This is a genomic window from Sphingomonas sp. DC4900 (assembly GCF_049896485.1).
Lineage (GTDB): Bacteria > Pseudomonadota > Alphaproteobacteria > Sphingomonadales > Sphingomonadaceae > Sphingomonas > Sphingomonas aquatilis.
Genome location: NZ_JAFCUK010000001.1, coordinates 300,879 through 317,913 on the forward strand (window position 1 = coordinate 300,879; position 17,035 = coordinate 317,913).

Here is a 17,035-nt window from a genome sequence, read left to right on the forward strand (position 1 = left end):
CCTAACGCGCAGGCGCGGGTTTCACCACTTCAATCGGGCGTCATCCATCGGGTTCGCCCGGTTGCGCTACGATGACGCGGTTCTTGCCTGCGCGCTTGGCGGCGTAAAGCGCGGCGTCGGCGGCGCGCATCGCGGCGCGCGGATCGCTTTCCAGCGGCGCGAGGCCGATCGAAACGGTGATGCAGCCGATCGACGTGCCCGTTTCCGAATTGACGAAGCTGCGCATCTCCAGCCCCTCGCGCATCCCTTCGAGCAAGGGCCGCGCGCCGTCGATCGCCATGCCGGGGAACAGGCAGGCGAATTCCTCGCCGCCGTGGCGTGCCACCACCGCCTTGTCACCGAGCGCGGTCTTGAGGTGGCGCGCGACGACCTTCAGCACGCGGTCGCCCGCCTCATGGCCGTGGATATCGTTGATCCGCTTGAAATCGTCGATGTCGCAAAGTGCCACGCAGCGCGGCTCCGCCCCGGTCTCGCGCGCGAGCCGGGCATCGAAGCTGCGGCGGTTGGGCAGGCGGGTCAGATGGTCCTGCTCGGCGGTGCGGCGCGCGGCGTTGAGCCGGCTGCGCAGCCGCGTCGTCTCACGCTCCATCGTGTCGAGCTGATGTGCGAGGTCGCGCGTCGCGTCGACGGCGGCGGTGGTGAGCATCACCAGCCGCCCGAGCGACGCTTCGGGATTAGCCGCCATTTCCTGCATCGTGCCGCCCAGCGCGGCTCCATAGGCGCGCGCCGAATCGCTCGACCGGCCGAGGAGCCGGCTGTTTTCGAGCATCGCCGCCTGCAGCGTATCGCCCAGATCGGCGAGCGTCGCGGCATGGTTGCGCTCGGCGAGCGCCTGCGTCGGCAGTCGGTCGAGAAAGGCGGGCGAGACGGGCTCGCCGGTGCGGACGCGTGTGTCGATCGCCTCGGCTAGCGCGGGATCGTCGCCGATCGCATAGCTGCGCGCGATCAGCAGATGGTCGGGACTGGGATCGAGGTCGTGCGTGTGGAGGAAGGCGACGATCCGGTCGATCAGTTCGTGATTGGCGGTTCTGCGCATCATCGCGACCGCGCCGTCGCGGTCACCGGCTGCGCCGCCTGGCGCGTTGCTGCGCGGGGGCAGCGCCGCGGAGGCGGGGGCGGAGGGAGCGGCAGCGGCCGGTGCGGATGCGCGTGCGGGGTGCGTGTCCAGCCCCTTCCACCACGAGGCGAGGCGCGGCAGCCGCGCCGCATTGCTACTGTGCGGCATCAGCGACCCCCCGCCGCGCGCAGCAGGGGCACCTCATGCGGCTGGATGCCGGCCTGGACGTCGGCGAGCAGCGCGGGCCAGCGATCCGGGAACCAATAGTCGCCGCGCTCGCGGCGCAGCACCGGATCCTGCGTCGTGTCGACGTCCTCGATCCCCAGGAAGCGTGAATCGGGCACGTGGTAGAAGGTGCGGACCAGCGGCGCATAGGGGTCGGCGCTGCCGTCGAGCACGATGCCGAGCCGGTTGGAATTGAGCCGCACCAGTGCGTGCAGCGGCTGGATGCCGAGGTTGACGATGAAGGCGTCGAGCAAATCGGGGTCGAAATGCCCCTCCCATTCCAGCATGCGCGCCAGCGCCTCGTGCGGTGACCAGGGACGCTTGTAGGGTCGGACCGAGGTGACCGCGTCATAGACGTCGCAGATCGCGGCAATGCGCGCGTGCAGGCTGATCTGGTCGCCCTTCAGCCGTTCGGGATAGCCGCTGCCGTCGAGCCGTTCGTGGTGGTGCAGGCAGACATCGAGCGCGATGCGGGACGCGGTGGCGTCCTTGCGCAGCATCGCATGCCCCTCCGACGGGTGGCGGCGCATCACCAGCCATTCGTCCTGACCGAGCTGCCCCGCCTTGTCGAGGATCGTCGTGGGGGTCGCCACCTTGCCGATATCGTGCAGCAGACCCGCGGCGCCGATCTCGCGCACCTCGGCCTCCGGCAGGCCGAGATGGAGCGCGAGGTCGACCATCAGCGCACAGACCGCGATCGAGTGCAGATAGGTGTATTCGTTGTTCATCTTGAGGCGCGTGACCTTGACGAACGCCGCGCGGTCGCGCTGCAACGCGACCGAAATGTCGTCGACCACCGGAGTCACGGCTTCCAGATCGATCGCGCGGCCCAGGCGCGCTTCCTGGAACATGGCGATGACATGTTCCTTCGACCGGTCGATCGTCTGCGTCAGGTCGTCGGGCTGCGGCCCGCTGCGCCGTTTGCGCCGCTCGACCGGCAAGGGCGCGACCACGGCGGGCGCTTCCACCTGGCGGCGGCGTTCGGCCTCGGGGATCACGGTGACGCCGCGCCCCTTGGTGGTGTCGATCGTGACATGCTGGATCGCCGACGAGCGCAGTCGATCCAGCTCGGCCTCGGTCTTGATCAGGAAGCTGCGGCGCCAGAACGGATTGTCGATCCATGCCCCTTCCATGGCATCGACATACATGCCCACCTGGACCTCGCGCGTGGCAACGCGGATCAGCATGACGGCGTCTCTCTATGCGGGGTGATGTGAATGCTGTTCATGAACCCGCAAATGCGCCCCGGTGCTTTACGATTGGTTGTAAACCGACCCATTCTGGCGGTCGGGGCGCCAGTTTGAGTGATTTGCCTCGGAACCGAAACCGATGGACGGCATCCCGACGATCGCGGTTCCCACCATCGGCCGCCGCCGCTACGGTCACCGCGATAAGAAGAGGATGCCATGGCCGATCCCAAGACCGATTCGTCCGACGCGCCGCGCAGCGCTTATGGCACCGGAGCGGCGCCGGACCTTGCCGATCTGCAGCATTGGACCTGGGTGATGGGCCGCGCGCAGCAGATGATGATGGAACAGGGCATCGGCGTGTTCGCGGCGGGCGCGGCCGGGCCGGGCAGCCCCGTATCGGCCGAGGGCCAGAGCCGGCTGGCGCAGCAGGTGCAGGATTATTGGGCGGACAATCTGGCGCTGTGGCAGCGCTTCGTCGATCCCGCCGCCGCGCCGCCGCCCCCGCCGGAATCGGAAGGCGATGCCCGCGACAGACGCTTCAAGGCGGCGGCATGGCGCGAGGACCCGTGGTTCGACTGGATCCGCCGCAGCTACAATCTGATCGCCGACCATCTGTTGCGCGGGGTCGAGGCGCTGGAGGGCGTGCCCGACAAGCAGCGCGAGCAGTTGCGCTTCGCCGCGCGCGGGCTGGTCGATGCGATGAGCCCGTCGAACTTCGCGCTGACCAACCCCGAGGTGGTCGCCAAGACGATCGAGACCAAGGGCCAGAACCTGCTCGACGGCATGAAACACATGCTCGCCGACATCGGCAAGGGTCAGCTGACCCACACCAGCGACGGCGCGTTCGAGGTGGGGCGCAACCTGGCGATGACGCCGGGCAAGGTGGTGAAGCGCACCGCCTTGTACGAGCTGATCCAGTATACGCCGACGACGCCGGACGTGCTGGCGACGCCGTTGGTGATCTTTCCGCCCTGGATCAACCGCTATTACATCCTCGATCTGACGCCCGAGAAAAGCTTCATCCGCTGGGCGGTGGAGCAGGGCATCACCGTTTTCATGGTGTCCTGGAAGTCGGCGGATGCGTCGATGAAGGACGTGATCTGGGACGATTACGTCACCGCGCAGGTTGATGCGATCGACACGATCCGGGCGCTGCTCGACGTGCCGGCGGTGCATACGATCGGCTATTGCGTCGCGGGTACGACGCTGGCGGCGACGCTGGCGCTGCTCGCCGCGCGTGGGCAAGCGGACACGGTGGCGAGCGCCACCTTCTTCACCGCGCAGGTCGATTTCTCCGCGGCGGGCGAATTGCAGAATTTCGTGACCGACGACCAGCTGGCGGTGATCGGCACGCTGTCGCCGCAGGGGTTCCTGGACGGGCGCTATCTGGCGGCGACGTTCAACCTGCTGCGCGGACGCGACCTGATCTGGAATTACGTTACCAACAATTATCTGCTCGGCGCGGATTACATGCCGTTCGATCTGCTCCACTGGAACGGCGACACGACCAACCTGCCGGCGAAATGGCATTTGTCGTACCTGACCGATCTGTACCGCGACAATCTACTGGTGCAGCCGGGCGCGATGTCGGTGGCGGGCGAGGCGCTGGACCTCACCCGCGTGACGACGCCCGCCTATGTGCAGGCGGGACGCGAGGACCATATCGCGCCGGCGGAGAGCGTGTGGAAGATCACGCATCTGTTCCAGGGGCCGCTGCGCTTCGTGCTGGCGGGATCGGGCCATATCGCGGGCGTGGTCAATCCGCCGGCCGCGGGCAAATACCAATATTGGACGAACGACGCCGCTGCGGACTCGCTCGCCGACTTCGTCGCGGGCGCGACCGAGACGAAAGGTAGCTGGTGGCCGGACTGGCTCGCGTGGCTGCGTAATTTGTCGTCCGACATGGTGCCGGCAGAGGGCGCGCGGCAACCCGGAGGCGGCGCGCTGGCGGCGCTCTGCGAGGCGCCTGGCGAGTATGTCAAAGCCTGAGAACATTCTCATGTTGCAGCGCACAAAAATGCGCTTGACGTAGCGTCGCCGCTCCCTATTTGTGCGTTGCAGCATAATAGCTGGAGTAGGAGCCGTGGACGATACCGCCCCCAAGCCGCCGGTAAAGCCTGCCAAGGTCGCCCGTCGTCCGGAGCGTCCCGTCGCCACGCCGCCGCAATCGGCGGTCAAGCCGTCGCTGCCCAAGGCCAAGGTCGCCAAGAAGAGCGTGCCGGCCGTGCCGCTCGCGACAAAGCCGACGGCCGCCGACATCGTTCCGCCGCTCGCGTCGATCGTGCCCGCTTCGGTCGTGCCCGACGTGGCTGTCGAGGCGGCGCCGGTGACGCGCGAGCCTGCTCCCGATCTGCCGGTCGCGCCGACTGCGGCCGCGCGACCACCCGTCGTCCCCACCACCGACCCGATCGCTGCGGCAACGACCGCGCCGATCGCCCCCTACGCAGCGAAGGAAGTCATCATGGAAACGATCGAAACCGTCACCGCCAAGACCCAGACCGCGTTCGCCGACGCCACCGAGCGCGCCAAGGGTGCGGTCGAAAAGAGCCAGAAGATGTTCGAAGACGCGAACGAATTCGGCAAGGGCAACATCGAGGCGATGGTCGAATCGTCGAAGATCGCGGTGCGCGGTCTCGAAGCGCTCGGCCAGGACGCCGCCGCCTTCGCCAAGAAGTCGTTCGAAGAGGCGACCGCCGCCGCCAAGACGATGACCAGCGTCAAGTCGCCGACCGACTTCTTCAAGCTCCAGTCGGACTATGCCCGTTCGGCGTTCGACGCGATGGTGCAGCAGACCTCGCGCAACACCGAAGCCATGCTGAAGCTGGCCGGTGAAGTGGCGCAGCCGCTGTCGAACCGCGTGGCGCTCGCCGCCGAGAAGATGAAGGTCGTCGCGTAACCTGACGCAATGGACCGAAGAGGGGGCGGCCGCAGCGATGCGGTCGCCCCTTTTCGTTGAATGGCGGGCCGGGCGCCGTCAACTTTTGCGCGACCCCCTTGCCCCGGGCATGCCCGATGCCATATTTTCGCGATCCACATGATAGTTGAACCGATCACCATGGCCGAACGCCGCGACGACGGAACGGATGACGGCAACGACGGCGGCGCCGGCACGGGCCTCGCCACCAAGACGCGCACGCGCACCAAGCAGCCGACGCCCTATCGCGTCCTGATGCTCAACGACGATTACACGCCGATGGAATTCGTCGTGCTGTGCCTGCAACGCTTCTTCCGCATGAACATGGAAGAGGCGACGCGGGTGATGCTGCACGTCCACCAGAAGGGCGTCGGGGTGTGCGGGGTCTTCTCCTATGAGGTGGCGGAGACCAAGGTCGGGCAGGTCATCGATTTTGCCCGGCAGAACCAGCACCCGCTGCAATGCACGCTGGAGAAGGCGTGATCGCAGGTTTGCGCTCGCGCTAAGGCGCGACGACGGTTTGCGCGCAAACCGATATTCGCCATCGTCGTCATCCCGGTGGAGGCTGAAATGTCGCAGCCGCGCCGACGCGACTTACCGCGCCGGTGGCAGCCAGCCGAGATCGATATGCTGCGTGCGATCGATATGATGCGCGGTGCGGGCGAGCGCCTGTTCGTTGAGGAAGGTGATCCGGCCGCCGTCGCGGGCCAGCAGGCCTTCGTCCTCCAGCTGGCGCAGCATGCGGTTGACGTGAACCGCGGTGAGGCCGGTCGCGTCGCCGATCTGTTCCTGCGTCAGGCAGGGCGAAAAGCTGTCCTGCACGCTGGCATCCAGGCGTCGGTGGCGGTTGCGCAGGCCGATCAGCAGCGCGCAGATGCGGGCCTTGGCCGATCCGCGCCCCAGGTTCGCCATCCGGTCGGTCAGCGCGACGCGTTCGATCTGGTCGCGGACGAGCAACAGGCCGGCGATGCGCGGATGGTCGACGATCAGCGCGGCGATCTGCGCGCGATCGATGATCGCGACGGTGCTTTCCGTCAGCGCCATCAGCGTTTCGGGCGCGCTGCGATAGACGAGCGCGGGCGTGGCGATCAGGTCGCCGGGGAACAGGAAGCGCAGGATCTGGCGGCTGCCGTCGGGCAGGATGATGTAGCTCATCAGCGATCCGTGGCGGATGACGAACAGCTCCGTCGCGCGGTCATGCTCGCGCAGCAGCACCGCGCCACGCCGCACCGTCCGCTCGCGCGTTTCGAGTCCGTCGAGCGCGCGCCGTTCGCTGGCGGATAGCTCTATCAGTTCGCCGAGCCGGTCGGCGAGGCCACTCCCCACGCTGTATCATCCCCCTGAACCCCTGAGGCGCGGGGGTTAGCGAAAGGGCAGAAACGCTTGCATTAAAGTCGATCAAGCGCGCGGCATTCATTGGCAACTTGCACCCGTCGACCGGCGCGCTAGACGCTATGCCATGGACCGTATCCTTATCCGTGGCGGCAACCGCCTGTCGGGGCGCCTGCCGATTTCGGGCGCGAAGAATGCCGCGCTGACGCTGATGCCGTGTGCGCTGCTGACCGACGAGCCGCTGACGCTGCGCAACCTGCCGCGGCTCGCCGACGTCGACGGGTTCGGCCACCTGCTCAACCAGCTGGGCGCGTCGACCGCGATCCAGGGCACGCGGCCCGAGGATTTCGGGCGGGTGATGACGATCCGGGCAGGGCAGCTGACCTCGACCGAGGCGCCGTACGATATCGTGCGCAAGATGCGCGCGTCGATCCTGGTGCTGGGCCCGGTGCTGGCGCGCGCGGGCGAGGCGCGGGTGTCGCTGCCCGGTGGCTGCGCGATCGGCAACCGCCCGATCGACCTGCATTTGAAGGCACTGGAGGCGATCGGCGCCGAGCTGGAGATGGCGGCAGGCTATGTGAAGGCGACTGCGCCGGGCGGGCGCCTGTCGGGCGGGCGCTATCGCTTCCCCGTCGTGTCGGTCGGTGCGACCGAGAATGTCGTGATGGCGGCGGTGCTCGCGAAGGGCACCAGCGTGATCGAGAATGCGGCGCGCGAGCCCGAGATCGTCGACCTGTGCAACTGCCTCACCGCAATGGGCGCGCGGATCGACGGCATCGGCACCGATACGCTGGAGATCGAGGGCGTCGACCGGCTGCATGGTGCGACCTATGCCGTCATGCCCGACCGGATCGAGGCGGGCAGCTATGCCTGCGCCGCGGCGATCACCGGTGGCAGCCTGGAGCTGGTCGGCGCGAATGCCGGCGATATGCAGGCGACGATCGACGGCCTGCGCGAGGCGGGCGTGACGGTGACCGAGACGCGCGATGGCGTGAAGGTGGAAGCATCGGGTCCGCTCGGCCCGGTGACGCTGTCGACCGCGCCCTATCCCGGCTTTGCGACCGACATGCAGGCGCAGTTCATGGCGATGCTGTGCAAGGCAGACGGCGCCAGCGTGCTGACCGAGACGATCTTCGAAAACCGCTACATGCACGTGCCCGAGCTGGCGCGCATGGGCGCGGACATCCAGGTCCATGGCCGTACCGCAGTGGTGAAGGGCGTCGACCGGCTGGTCGGCGCGCCCGTGATGGCGACCGACCTGCGCGCCTCGATGAGCCTGATCCTCGCTGGGTTGGCGGCGGAGGGCGAGACCGCGGTTGCGCGCGTCTATCACCTCGACCGTGGCTATGAGCGGCTGGAGGAAAAGCTGTCGGCGGTGGGCGCGGATATCGAGCGGGCGAGCGACGGGTAAGGTCGTTCCTTCCTTGCTAGGACCGATCGACATTCAATCACCCCAAGATTCGACGAGGTGAAGATAAGACGGTTCGCGCGGAGGCGCGGAGGACGCAGAGGTGTCGCGTTTGCCGCGTGAGCGGCCTGTCTATCCCGGTCGAGGTCAAGGCGAAGCGCTGCCACGCGCGTGACATCTCTGCGTCCTCCGCGCCTCCGCGCGAACCAAACTCTTTTGCTTCGGGTCTCTCTGCTCGTCGAAAAATCTATCACGACGGTGAATGTCGATCGGCCCTACAGCGGGAGGGGGCTTCGGCATATACGACGCGCGCCGTATCCTCCCCCTCCGTCAGCGCTGGCGCGCTGCCACCTCCCCCTGGCGGGGGAGGATTGATGCCAAGGGTCTGCGGCGCGATTGGCGGCCTACAGCACCCACCAGGCCACGGCCGTCACCGTGACCAGCGACAGGATCGTCGACATCAGGATCGCGCGGGCGGCCAGCGTCACCTCCTGCGCGTAGAGTTCGGCGACCATGAATGGGCCGGTGCCGGTCGGCAACGCGGCGACGATCAGCGCGGCGGCGGCGTAGGGCTTGGGGAGGGGCAGCAGCCATAGCGCGGCCAGCGTGACGAGCGGTTGGACCACCAGCTTGGCGACGACCGCGAAGCCCAGTTCGGCGGGCTCGCCCTTTCCCTGCCGCTGGGCGAGGAACATGCCGATCGTCACCAGCGCGACCGGGGTCGCCGATCCGCCCAGCATCTTTAGGACGGTCGCGGCCGGGGTTGGCAGGCCGAGGCCGGTCAGGGCGTACAGCGCGCCCGCGACCGGCGCGGCGACGATCGGGTTGCGCAATACCGATCCGAAGACCCGCGCGATCGTCGCGATCCGCAGCCCCTTGCCGTCGAGATCGACCTCGACCAGCATGAGCGAAAAGGCGAATAACGCACAGCTGGTCAGTAGCGCGGCGATGACCGCGGCGGCGAGGCCCTCCGGCCCTAACAGGCCGTGCGCGATCGGGATGCCCATATAGGCGCAATTGGAAAAGCTGGCGGTCAGCGCATCGAGCGAGCGGCGTGCCATGCTGCGGGGCATGCCGGCGACGCGCGGGGTGGCCCAATAGGACAGCGCGAAGGTCGCGACCATGCCGATCGCGAACACCAGGGTGAAGCGCGGCTGCGCGAGCGTCGCCCAATCCGCCTCCGCCACGAAATCGAACAGCAAGGCGGGCAGCGCCAGCCAGACGACATAGGTGTTGAGGATGCTGACCGCGCCCGCGTCCAGACCGCGCAGCCGGGCGAAGGCGAAGCCCGCCAGGATCAGCACGAAGATCGGCAGGATGGTGGCGAGGATCGTCATCGCGGGCGTTGCGGGATGCGCGGGCGGATCAGGCGATCCGGTCCGGCACTTCCGCCGCATCCGCGGCGATCGATTCGCTGGACGCGACGGCTTCCCAAGGGAAGACGAACCAGTCCTTCACGACGTCGCGATCGATGGTGCGCGCCGCAAGCTCGACGCGTTCGGCCGAGCGGCTGTTGTCGATCAGCGTCGCGAAGCGGACATTGGCGGCATCGCCCTCCGCCGCGGCGAGCGCGGCGCGGACGAAGGCGATGGTGCGGCCCGAATCGTTGATGTCGTCGAGGAACAGCAGGCGCTCGCCGGCGCGGGACCGGGCGGCAAGAGCGGTGAGGCCCACCTGCGTCACCGCGTCGCTGTCGCGGGCGGACAGGTCGATCGAGCGCATCGGCACGTCGATCGCATGGCTGAGGTAGACCGCCGGCACCAGGCCGCCGCGGCCGATGCCGACGATCGTGTCGGGGCGCCAGTCCCCGGCGGCGATCGCATCGCGCAGGGTCAGGACGGCGGCGACGACGGCGTCGTGCGGGATGGGAGTGAACACGGGCATCCGCCCTTTTTGCCGCAATGCGGCACAGGGGCAAGCGTGGGGTGGTGTGACCCTCTGCCTTCGTCATCCCGGCGGACGCCGGGATCCATGGATGCGGGACAGCCGTTGGGTGCAAGCTGCGGGTCGCGCCGCGGCCATGGATTCCGGCGTGCGCCGGAATGACGAGGGAAGTGTGTCCGCGTTCATCCCACGGACATCGCCCATCAATGACGATGGTTGATGCCCTCAGCCTGCCGCCGCGAGCGCGCGATAGGTGTTGCGGAGCGATACCTTGTCGATCTTCTCCGTGCCCAGCCGTGGCAGGGCGAGCGTGGAGACCCAGATGCGCGCGGGCACCTTGAACGCGGCGATATGGTCGGCGAGGAAGGCCTGTAGCGCCGCCTGATCCAGCGAAGTGTCGCCGCGCAGATGCACCACCGCGCCCGGCACCTCGCCGAAGCGGTCGTCGGGCAGGCCGAACACCGCCGCTTCCGCGACGTCGGGATGGGCGTACAGCGCGGCTTCGACCTCCTGGCAGGCGATGTTTTCGCCGCCGCGGATCACGATGTCCTTGGCGCGATCGACGATGAAGAGATAGCCGTCCGCATCGAGATAGCCGATGTCGCCGGTGCGGAAATATCCGTCCGCGGTCATGCACGCCGCGGTCGCCTCCGGCCGGTTCCAATAGCCGAGGAAGTTGGCGATCGAGCGGATCGCGATCTCTCCTCGTTCGCCCTGAGGCACAGGCGCGCTGTCGTCATCGAGGATCGCGAGATCGACCAGCGGGGCGGAGGCGCGCCCGGCGCTGTCGGGCTTGGCGAGATAGTTGCTACGCCAATTGCCGGTGCCGATGCCGTTCGTCTCGGTCAGGCCATAGCCGATCAGCGGCGCCGATCCGCCCATCTCCGCATCGATGCGGCGGACATGCTCGACCGGGCGCGGCGCGCCGCCCGCGGCGAAATCGGTGACGGTGGAGAGGTCGTAGGAGGCGCGATCGGGATGCGTCAGGATTTCGAAGCTCATCAGCGGCACGCCGACGAAATAGCTGATCCGCTCCGCCTGGATCAGGCGCATCGCCTCGACGGCATCCCATTTGCGCATCAGGACGAGCTTGCGGCCCATCGCGAAGCTCTGCAGCATCACCGGCACCTCGGCGGTGACGTGGAACAGTGGCAACGTCAGCAGCGTGGAGGGCTGTTCGGTCGGCGGATTGCCGTCCTGCGTCGCGAGGCCGAGCATCATCAGCGCCTGCGCCAGATAGTTGAACGTGCCCTGCACCACGCCGCGGTGATCGGCGATCGCGCCCTTCGACCGGCCGGTCGATCCGGAGGTGAACAGGATCGTCGCATGGTCGGTGCCCGCGACATCGGGCAACGCGGCCTCCTCGCCACCCGCCGCGGTGATCGCGCCCAAGGCCTCGGCGAGCGGCAGCGTATCGTCGATCGCCACCACCTGCGCCGACGATCCGGCCAGCCGCTGCGCGCGCGGGCCGTCGGCGAAGACGAGGCGCGCCTCCACCTCGTCGATTGCCGCGGCCAGTTCCTCCGCCTGCCACCAGCCGTTGAGCAGGGTAGCGACGCCGCCCGCCATCAATATGCCCATGTAGAGGACGATCCACGACGGCGAATTGCGCATGGCGACGCCGACGCGATCGCCCTTGGCTACACGGTGCGTGGCGACCAGCGCGCCAGCGACCGCGCGGGCGGCGGCATAGACATCAGCGAAGGTCAGCCGTTCGTCGCCGGCGACGAGGAAGGTCTTGTCGGCATGCTCATGGCAATAATGCGCGAAATAGTGCGGCAAGGCGGGCGGTGCGGCGGCGATGATCGGATAGCGGCGCCCGCCGCGCTCCGCCTCGCCCAGCGCCAGCATGCCCCCCGGCCCGGTCAGTGCCGCCATCGTGGCGTCCATCCGCTCGTCGAGGGTCGTCCGCATGCATGCTCTCCGCTTGGTCTTGTGCCTTTGCCTCACTATGCAGGGGCGAAACCCAGGGGGAAAGCCTTGATCCTGCCGTTGCTCGCCGCCGCCGCCCCACTCGCCGATCCGCTGGTGGGTTCCGGGGGCGGCCATATCCGCTTCGCCGATTTGGGGCTGCACCCCGACGTCTTCTCGATCGGCGCCTTCACGCTGCGCTGGTACAGCCTCGCCTATATCGGCGGTATCCTGATCGGCTGGTGGTATCTGCTGAAGCTGCTGGCGCAGCCGGGGGCGCCGATGGCGCGGCGCCATGCCGACGACCTCGTCTTCTACGCGACGCTGGGGATCATCCTGGGCGGGCGGATCGGCTATGTGCTGTTCTACGCGCCCGAGATGCTGCTGCATCCGGTGCGCATCCTGCGGCTGTGGGACGGCGGCATGAGCTTCCACGGCGGCGTCATCGGGACGTCGCTGGGGATCATCCTGTTCGCGCGCAAGCACAAGCTCGACTGGCTGCGCGTCCACGACTACCTCGCCTGCTGCGTGCCCTTCGGCTTGTTCTTCGGCCGGCTCGCCAATTTCGTAAACGGCGAATTGTGGGGCAAGCCCGCCGATGTACCCTGGGCGATCGTGTTCGAACGCACCGTGCCCTTCGGCATCCCCGAGCCGGCGCGCCATCCCAGCCAGCTGTACGAAGCGGGGATGGAGGGGATCATCCTGTTCGCCGTCCTGTGGTTCGCCTTCTGGCGCACCAAGGCGCGCTACCAGCCGGGCAAGCTCGTCGGGCTGTTCGTGCTGGGCTATGGCATCGCGCGGTTCATCGTGGAATTCTTCCGCGAACCCGATCCGCAGTTCCACGGCACCTTCATCGAGGCGACGGGCATCCACATGGGCCAGTGGCTGTGCGTGCCGATGATCGCGGGCGGGCTGTATCTGGTGCTGACCGCCAAGGGCCGCCGCACGCGGGTGGAACCGATCGCGGGGACGGAGAGCGTGGCCTGACGAAAGTCCTCCCCCGCCAGGGCGCATCGGGATGAACGGCCCCAGCCGTTCACGATCATGCCGGGGGCATGATTGATCCGATGCGGAGGACCGTTCGGCGCTAGCCGAATGGTGGAGGGGGAGGTAGGCGACGCAGTTTATAACGGCGTGCGCCGCTTACCTCCCCCTCCGTCAGCGCTGTCGCGCTGCCACCTCCCCCTGGCGGGGGAGGACTGGAAGGAGCCTTGCGCCCACCGCCCGGCCACGGCATCTGCCGCGTGTGACCGACGTGACCGATACTCCCGACGCTCCGCTGCCCGACCGGCTCGCCCGTGCGATCACGCTGGCGGGGCCGATGCCGGTGTCGCAGTTCATGGCCGCCGCCAATGCGCAGTATTATGCGACGCACGAGGCGATCGGCGCGGGCGGCGATTTCGTGACCGCGCCCGAGATCAGCCAGATGTTTGGCGAGCTGATCGGCCTGTGGTGCGCCGACCTGTGGGACCGCGCCGGCCGGCCCGAGGTCGCCTGGGTCGAGCTGGGGCCGGGCCGGGGCACGCTCGCCGCCGATGCGCGGCGCGCGATGGCGAAGGCGGGGTTCGAACCGCCCGTGCACTTCGTCGAGACCAGCCCGCGGCTGCGCGATCTGCAGGCCGCCGCGGTTCCGGGTGCGACCTTCCACGATTCGGTCGACAGCCTGCCGACGACCGAAGCGCTGATCGTCGTCGCCAACGAATTCTTCGATGCGCTGCCGATCCGCCAGCTGGTTCGCCGCGGCGCCAAAGACCAAGGGGGTGGCTGGCACGAGCGACTGGTCGCCTGCCAGGACACGCTGTTCCTGCCCATCGCGGGCAAGCCCGTGCCGCTGGAGGTGCTGCCCGAACCGCTGCGCGATGCCCCCGCCGGGTCGGTACTGGAGATTTCGCCCGCCAGCGTCACGGTGATGACCACGGTTGCCCGTCGGATCGCTGCGCAGGGCGGCGCGATGTTGGCGATCGATTATGGGTATGAAGGCCCGGCGCTCGGCGACACGTTGCAGGCGGTGCGCGGCCATGGCTTCGCCAATCCGTTCGACACGCCGGGCACGGTCGACCTGAGCGCGCATGTCGATTTCACCACGCTCGCCGCCGCGGCGCAGGGGGCGGGCGCGGTCGCCTGGGGGCCGATCTCGCAGCGCGACCTGCTGGGGGGCCTCGGCATCGACACGCGCGCCACGGCGCTGGCGCGGGCGACGCCGGACAAGGCGGAGGCGATCTTGGCCGATCGCGCGCGGCTGATGAGCGATATGGGGACGCTGTTCCGGGCGCTGGCGGTGACGCGCGCAGACTGGCCGGTGCCGGCGGCGTTCGGTGCATGACCGCGACGCTACGCACCCCCACGGTGGCCGATGCCGAGGCGATCGCCGCGCTGTTCGCCGAAAGCTTCACCGCGACCTTCGGGCATCTGTATGATCCGGCTGATCTTGCCGCCTTTCTCGACGGCATGACGGTTCCCGCGTGGCGGCGCGAGCTGGCCGATCCCGCCTTCGCCTTCCTCCTCGCCGAGGAGGAGGGCCGCGCGGTCGGCTTCGCGAAGCTGGGGCCGCATGGGCTGCCGGTGACGCCGACCGGCCCGATGATCGAACTGCGCCAGCTGTACCTCGTCGCGGATCAGCAGGGCAGCGGGCTCGCCGCGCGGATGATGGACTGGGTGATCGCCACAGCGCGGGACCGCGGCGCGCGCGAGCTGTTCCTGTCGGTGTACGTCGACAATCATCGCGCCCGTCGCTTCTACGAACGCTATGGCTTCGCGGACGTCGGCCGCTACACCTTCATGGTCGGCAATCACGCCGACGAGGATTATCTGATGCGGCTGGGCCTGTGAGCGACGTCAAGGTGATCCGCGCGCGCGGGCTGGGCGATGTGCCGCACGGTTTTCTCGGGCGGCGCGGCGGCGTGTCGCAGGGGGTGGTCGCGGGCCTGAACGTCGGCCTTGGATCGCAGGACGATCCCACAGCGGTGGCGGAAAACCGGCGTCGGGCGGCGGCGGCAATATTGCCCGGTGCGCCGCTTGCATCGCTGTATCAGGTCCATTCGGCTGACGTGGTGCGTGTCAACGCCGCCTATCCCGATGCCGAGAGGCCGCATGCCGACGCGCTCGTCACCGAACGGCCGGGATTGCTGCTCGGCATCCTGACCGCGGATTGCGCGCCGGTGCTGTTCGCGGACGCGCATGCGGGCGTAATCGGCGCGGCGCATGCCGGGTGGAAGGGGGCGCTGGCCGGCGTCACCGATGCGACGATCGCCGCGATGGAGAAGATCGGGGCGCGGCGCGATCGGATCGCCGCCGCGATCGGGCCGTGCATCGCGCGAGCCTCGTACGAGGTGGATGAGGGGTTCCTCGCGCGTTTCACGGCGGTCGATCCGGAGAATGAGCGCTTCTTCGCGAGCGGTCGGGACGGGCGCTACCAGTTCGACCTCGAGGCCTATGTGACGCACCGGCTCGCTGCTGCGGGGCTGGCGCGGATCGAGGCGCTGGGGCTGGATACCTATGCCCAATCCGACCGATTCTACAGTTACCGCCGGGCGACGCACAAGGGCGAGCCGGATTATGGGCGGCAGATCAGTGTGATCGGATTGCCTGCCTGAGCCACCCCGTCATCCCGGCGAACGCCGGGATCCATGGACCCGGTGCAAGGGTGGGACACGAGCCGTGAGCCTCCCACGTCCATGGATTCCGGCGTGCGCCGGAATGACGAAGACGAGGGGCCGGGCGTGCCTGTATACTAGTATCCAACGTTACCAGTCGGCGCTATGCTCCTCGGCAAAGGAGAGTACCATGCCCGATGAAGCACAGATCACCGGCGTCGGGGGCAATCTGCCCGCCAACACGCCGCAGACGATCGGTGACCGCAAGCTGAAGCCGTCGACGATGATGATGGGCCACGGCTTCGACCCAGCCTTGTCCGAAGGCGCGCTGAAGCCGCCGATCTTCCTGACCTCAACCTTCGTCTTCCCCAATGCCGCGGCGGGCAAGCGCCATTTCGAGGGCGTGACCGGCAAGCGTCCGGGCGGCGCCGACGGCCTCGTCTATTCGCGCTTCAACGGGCCGAACCAGGAAATCCTGGAGGATCGCCTGGCGATCTGGGACGAGGCGGAGGACGCGCTTGCCTTTTCGAGCGGCATGTCGGCGATCGCCACGCTGTTCCTCGCGATGACCAAGCCCGGCGACACGATCGTCCATTCGGGGCCGCTGTATGCGGCGACGGAGACGCTGATCGGCCGTATCCTCGGCAAGTTCGGGGTGAAATGGCTCGACTTCCCGGCGGGCGCGACGCGCGAGGAGATCGACGCGGTGCTGACCGAGGCGGCGACCGGCAACGTCGCGCTGATCTACCTCGAAAGCCCGGCGAACCCGACCAACGCGCTGGTCGATATCGAGGCGGTGGCGGCGAGTCGCGACGCGATCTTCGCCGATGCCGCCAAAAAGCCGCCGATCGCGATCGACAACACCTTCCTGGGGCCGCTCTGGCAGCAGCCGCTGCGGCATGGGGCGGATATCGTCGTCTACAGCCTCACCAAATACGCCGGCGGGCATAGCGATCTGGTCGCGGGCGGTGTGCTGGGGTCGAAGGCGCACATCAACACGATCCGCTCGATGCGCAACACGATTGGCACGATCTGCGATCCCAATACCGCGTGGATGCTGCTGCGCAGCCTCGAGACGCTCGAACTGCGCATGAGCCGCGCCGGGGAAAACGCCGCCAAGGTCTGCGCCTATCTGCGCACGCATCCGAAGGTGGAGCGCGTCGGCTATCTCGGCTTCTTCGGCGACGAGCCGGGGCAGGAGCGGCAGGCGGATATCTATCGCCGCCATTGCTCGGGCGCTGGCTCCACCTTCTCGCTGATCCTGAAGGGCGGCGAGGCGGAGGCGTTCCGCTTCCTCGACGCGCTGCGCATCGCCAAGCTCGCCGTGTCGCTGGGCGGCACCGAAACGCTGGCAAGCCACCCCGCCGCAATGACGCATCTGTCGGTGCCGCAGGAGCGCAAGGACGCGCTGGGGATCACCGACAGCCTGGTGCGCATCTCGATCGGCGTCGAGGATGCCGACGATCTGATCGCCGACTTCGCGCAGGCGCTGGACGCGATCTAAGCGACGGGCGCCCCTCC

Annotated in this window: 15 protein-coding genes; 9 read left to right on the plus strand and 6 right to left on the minus strand. The window is 68.2% G+C overall.

Annotation, left to right across the window (positions count from 1 at the left end; genetic code table 11):
- Positions 1-40: 40 nt before the first annotated feature.
- Positions 41-1,225 (minus strand): GGDEF domain-containing protein, encoded by a 1,185-nt coding sequence (locus ACP690_RS01445; protein WP_426259912.1) that lies wholly within the window; start codon positions 1,223-1,225, stop codon positions 41-43.
- On the minus strand, positions 1,225-2,469 hold the full coding sequence (locus ACP690_RS01450) for an HD-GYP domain-containing protein (RefSeq protein WP_294282265.1): 1,245 nt from the start codon (positions 2,467-2,469) through the stop codon (positions 1,225-1,227). The genes ACP690_RS01445 and ACP690_RS01450 overlap by 1 nt, the downstream gene beginning before the upstream one ends.
- Before the next feature lie 219 nt (positions 2,470-2,688).
- Between ACP690_RS01450 and ACP690_RS01455 the strand changes: the two genes are divergently transcribed.
- From ACP690_RS01455 to clpS, 3 genes are all read left to right on the plus strand, one after another.
- On the plus strand, positions 2,689-4,461 hold the full coding sequence (locus ACP690_RS01455; protein ID WP_426259913.1) for a PHA/PHB synthase family protein: 1,773 nt from the start codon (positions 2,689-2,691) through the stop codon (positions 4,459-4,461).
- Positions 4,462-4,555: 94 nt separating this feature from the next.
- Positions 4,556-5,368: a TIGR01841 family phasin gene (phaP, locus tag ACP690_RS01460; RefSeq protein WP_426259914.1), complete on the plus strand. Its 813-nt coding sequence runs from the start codon at positions 4,556-4,558 to the stop codon at positions 5,366-5,368.
- Between the two features lie 159 nt (positions 5,369-5,527).
- A complete protein-coding gene (clpS, locus tag ACP690_RS01465) occupies positions 5,528-5,869 on the plus strand; it encodes an ATP-dependent Clp protease adapter ClpS (protein ID WP_017980326.1) in 342 nt (113 codons plus the stop codon).
- Between the two features lie 111 nt (positions 5,870-5,980).
- Here clpS and ACP690_RS01470 read toward each other — a convergent pair whose 3' ends face one another.
- Positions 5,981-6,712: a Crp/Fnr family transcriptional regulator gene (locus ACP690_RS01470; RefSeq protein ID WP_426259915.1), complete on the minus strand. Its 732-nt coding sequence runs from the start codon at positions 6,710-6,712 to the stop codon at positions 5,981-5,983.
- Positions 6,713-6,845: 133 nt separating this feature from the next.
- Here ACP690_RS01470 and murA point away from each other — a divergent pair, with 133 nt between their 5' ends.
- Entirely contained in the window at positions 6,846-8,129 is a 1,284-nt protein-coding gene (gene murA, locus ACP690_RS01475) for a UDP-N-acetylglucosamine 1-carboxyvinyltransferase (protein WP_017980324.1), read from the plus strand.
- Positions 8,130-8,530: 401 nt separating this feature from the next.
- On the opposite strand, the gene ACP690_RS01480 is transcribed toward murA, so the two are convergent.
- The 3 genes from ACP690_RS01480 to ACP690_RS01490 form a co-directional block, all read right to left on the minus strand.
- Positions 8,531-9,463 carry an AEC family transporter gene (locus tag ACP690_RS01480; RefSeq protein WP_426259916.1) on the minus strand — a complete coding sequence of 311 codons (933 nt, stop codon included), beginning with the start codon at positions 9,461-9,463 and terminating at the stop codon, positions 8,531-8,533.
- A gap of 28 nt (positions 9,464-9,491) precedes the next feature.
- Positions 9,492-10,010: a phosphoribosyltransferase gene (locus ACP690_RS01485; protein ID WP_426259917.1), complete on the minus strand. Its 519-nt coding sequence runs from the start codon at positions 10,008-10,010 to the stop codon at positions 9,492-9,494.
- Positions 10,011-10,235: 225 nt separating this feature from the next.
- Positions 10,236-11,924, minus strand: a complete 1,689-nt coding sequence (locus ACP690_RS01490; RefSeq protein ID WP_426259918.1) for a class I adenylate-forming enzyme family protein — start codon at positions 11,922-11,924, stop codon at positions 10,236-10,238.
- Between the two features lie 66 nt (positions 11,925-11,990).
- Between ACP690_RS01490 and lgt the strand changes: the two genes are divergently transcribed.
- From lgt to ACP690_RS01515, 5 genes are all read left to right on the plus strand, one after another.
- On the plus strand, positions 11,991-12,908 hold the full coding sequence (lgt, locus tag ACP690_RS01495; RefSeq protein ID WP_063686740.1) for a prolipoprotein diacylglyceryl transferase: 918 nt from the start codon (positions 11,991-11,993) through the stop codon (positions 12,906-12,908).
- 259 nt (positions 12,909-13,167) lie between these two features.
- Positions 13,168-14,244 carry a class I SAM-dependent methyltransferase gene (locus ACP690_RS01500; protein ID WP_426259919.1) on the plus strand — a complete coding sequence of 359 codons (1,077 nt, stop codon included), beginning with the start codon at positions 13,168-13,170 and terminating at the stop codon, positions 14,242-14,244.
- Positions 14,241-14,750: a GNAT family N-acetyltransferase gene (locus ACP690_RS01505; protein WP_426259920.1), complete on the plus strand. Its 510-nt coding sequence runs from the start codon at positions 14,241-14,243 to the stop codon at positions 14,748-14,750. Before ACP690_RS01500 ends, ACP690_RS01505 begins: the two co-directional genes overlap by 4 nt.
- Positions 14,747-15,514 carry a peptidoglycan editing factor PgeF gene (pgeF, locus tag ACP690_RS01510; RefSeq protein ID WP_426259921.1) on the plus strand — a complete coding sequence of 256 codons (768 nt, stop codon included), beginning with the start codon at positions 14,747-14,749 and terminating at the stop codon, positions 15,512-15,514. Before ACP690_RS01505 ends, pgeF begins: the two co-directional genes overlap by 4 nt.
- Positions 15,515-15,704: 190 nt before the next feature.
- Positions 15,705-17,018 (plus strand): cystathionine gamma-synthase family protein, encoded by a 1,314-nt coding sequence (locus tag ACP690_RS01515; RefSeq protein ID WP_426259922.1) that lies wholly within the window; start codon positions 15,705-15,707, stop codon positions 17,016-17,018.
- Positions 17,019-17,035 lie beyond the last annotated feature (17 nt).

Coding starts and splice junctions, on each gene's coding strand:
- ACP690_RS01445 (WP_426259912.1), bottom strand. CDS start 1,225: ATGCCGCACAGTAGCAATGCGGCGCGGCTGCCGCGCCTCGCCTCGTGG.
- ACP690_RS01450 (WP_294282265.1), bottom strand. CDS start 2,469: ATGCTGATCCGCGTTGCCACGCGCGAGGTCCAGGTGGGCATGTATGTC.
- ACP690_RS01455 (WP_426259913.1), top strand. CDS start 2,689: ATGGCCGATCCCAAGACCGATTCGTCCGACGCGCCGCGCAGCGCTTAT.
- clpS (WP_017980326.1), top strand. CDS start 5,528: ATGGCCGAACGCCGCGACGACGGAACGGATGACGGCAACGACGGCGGC.
- murA (WP_017980324.1), top strand. CDS start 6,846: ATGGACCGTATCCTTATCCGTGGCGGCAACCGCCTGTCGGGGCGCCTG.
- ACP690_RS01480 (WP_426259916.1), bottom strand. CDS start 9,463: ATGACGATCCTCGCCACCATCCTGCCGATCTTCGTGCTGATCCTGGCG.
- ACP690_RS01485 (WP_426259917.1), bottom strand. CDS start 10,010: ATGCCCGTGTTCACTCCCATCCCGCACGACGCCGTCGTCGCCGCCGTC.
- ACP690_RS01490 (WP_426259918.1), bottom strand. CDS start 11,924: ATGCGGACGACCCTCGACGAGCGGATGGACGCCACGATGGCGGCACTG.
- ACP690_RS01505 (WP_426259920.1), top strand. CDS start 14,241: ATGACCGCGACGCTACGCACCCCCACGGTGGCCGATGCCGAGGCGATC.
- ACP690_RS01515 (WP_426259922.1), top strand. CDS start 15,705: ATGCCCGATGAAGCACAGATCACCGGCGTCGGGGGCAATCTGCCCGCC.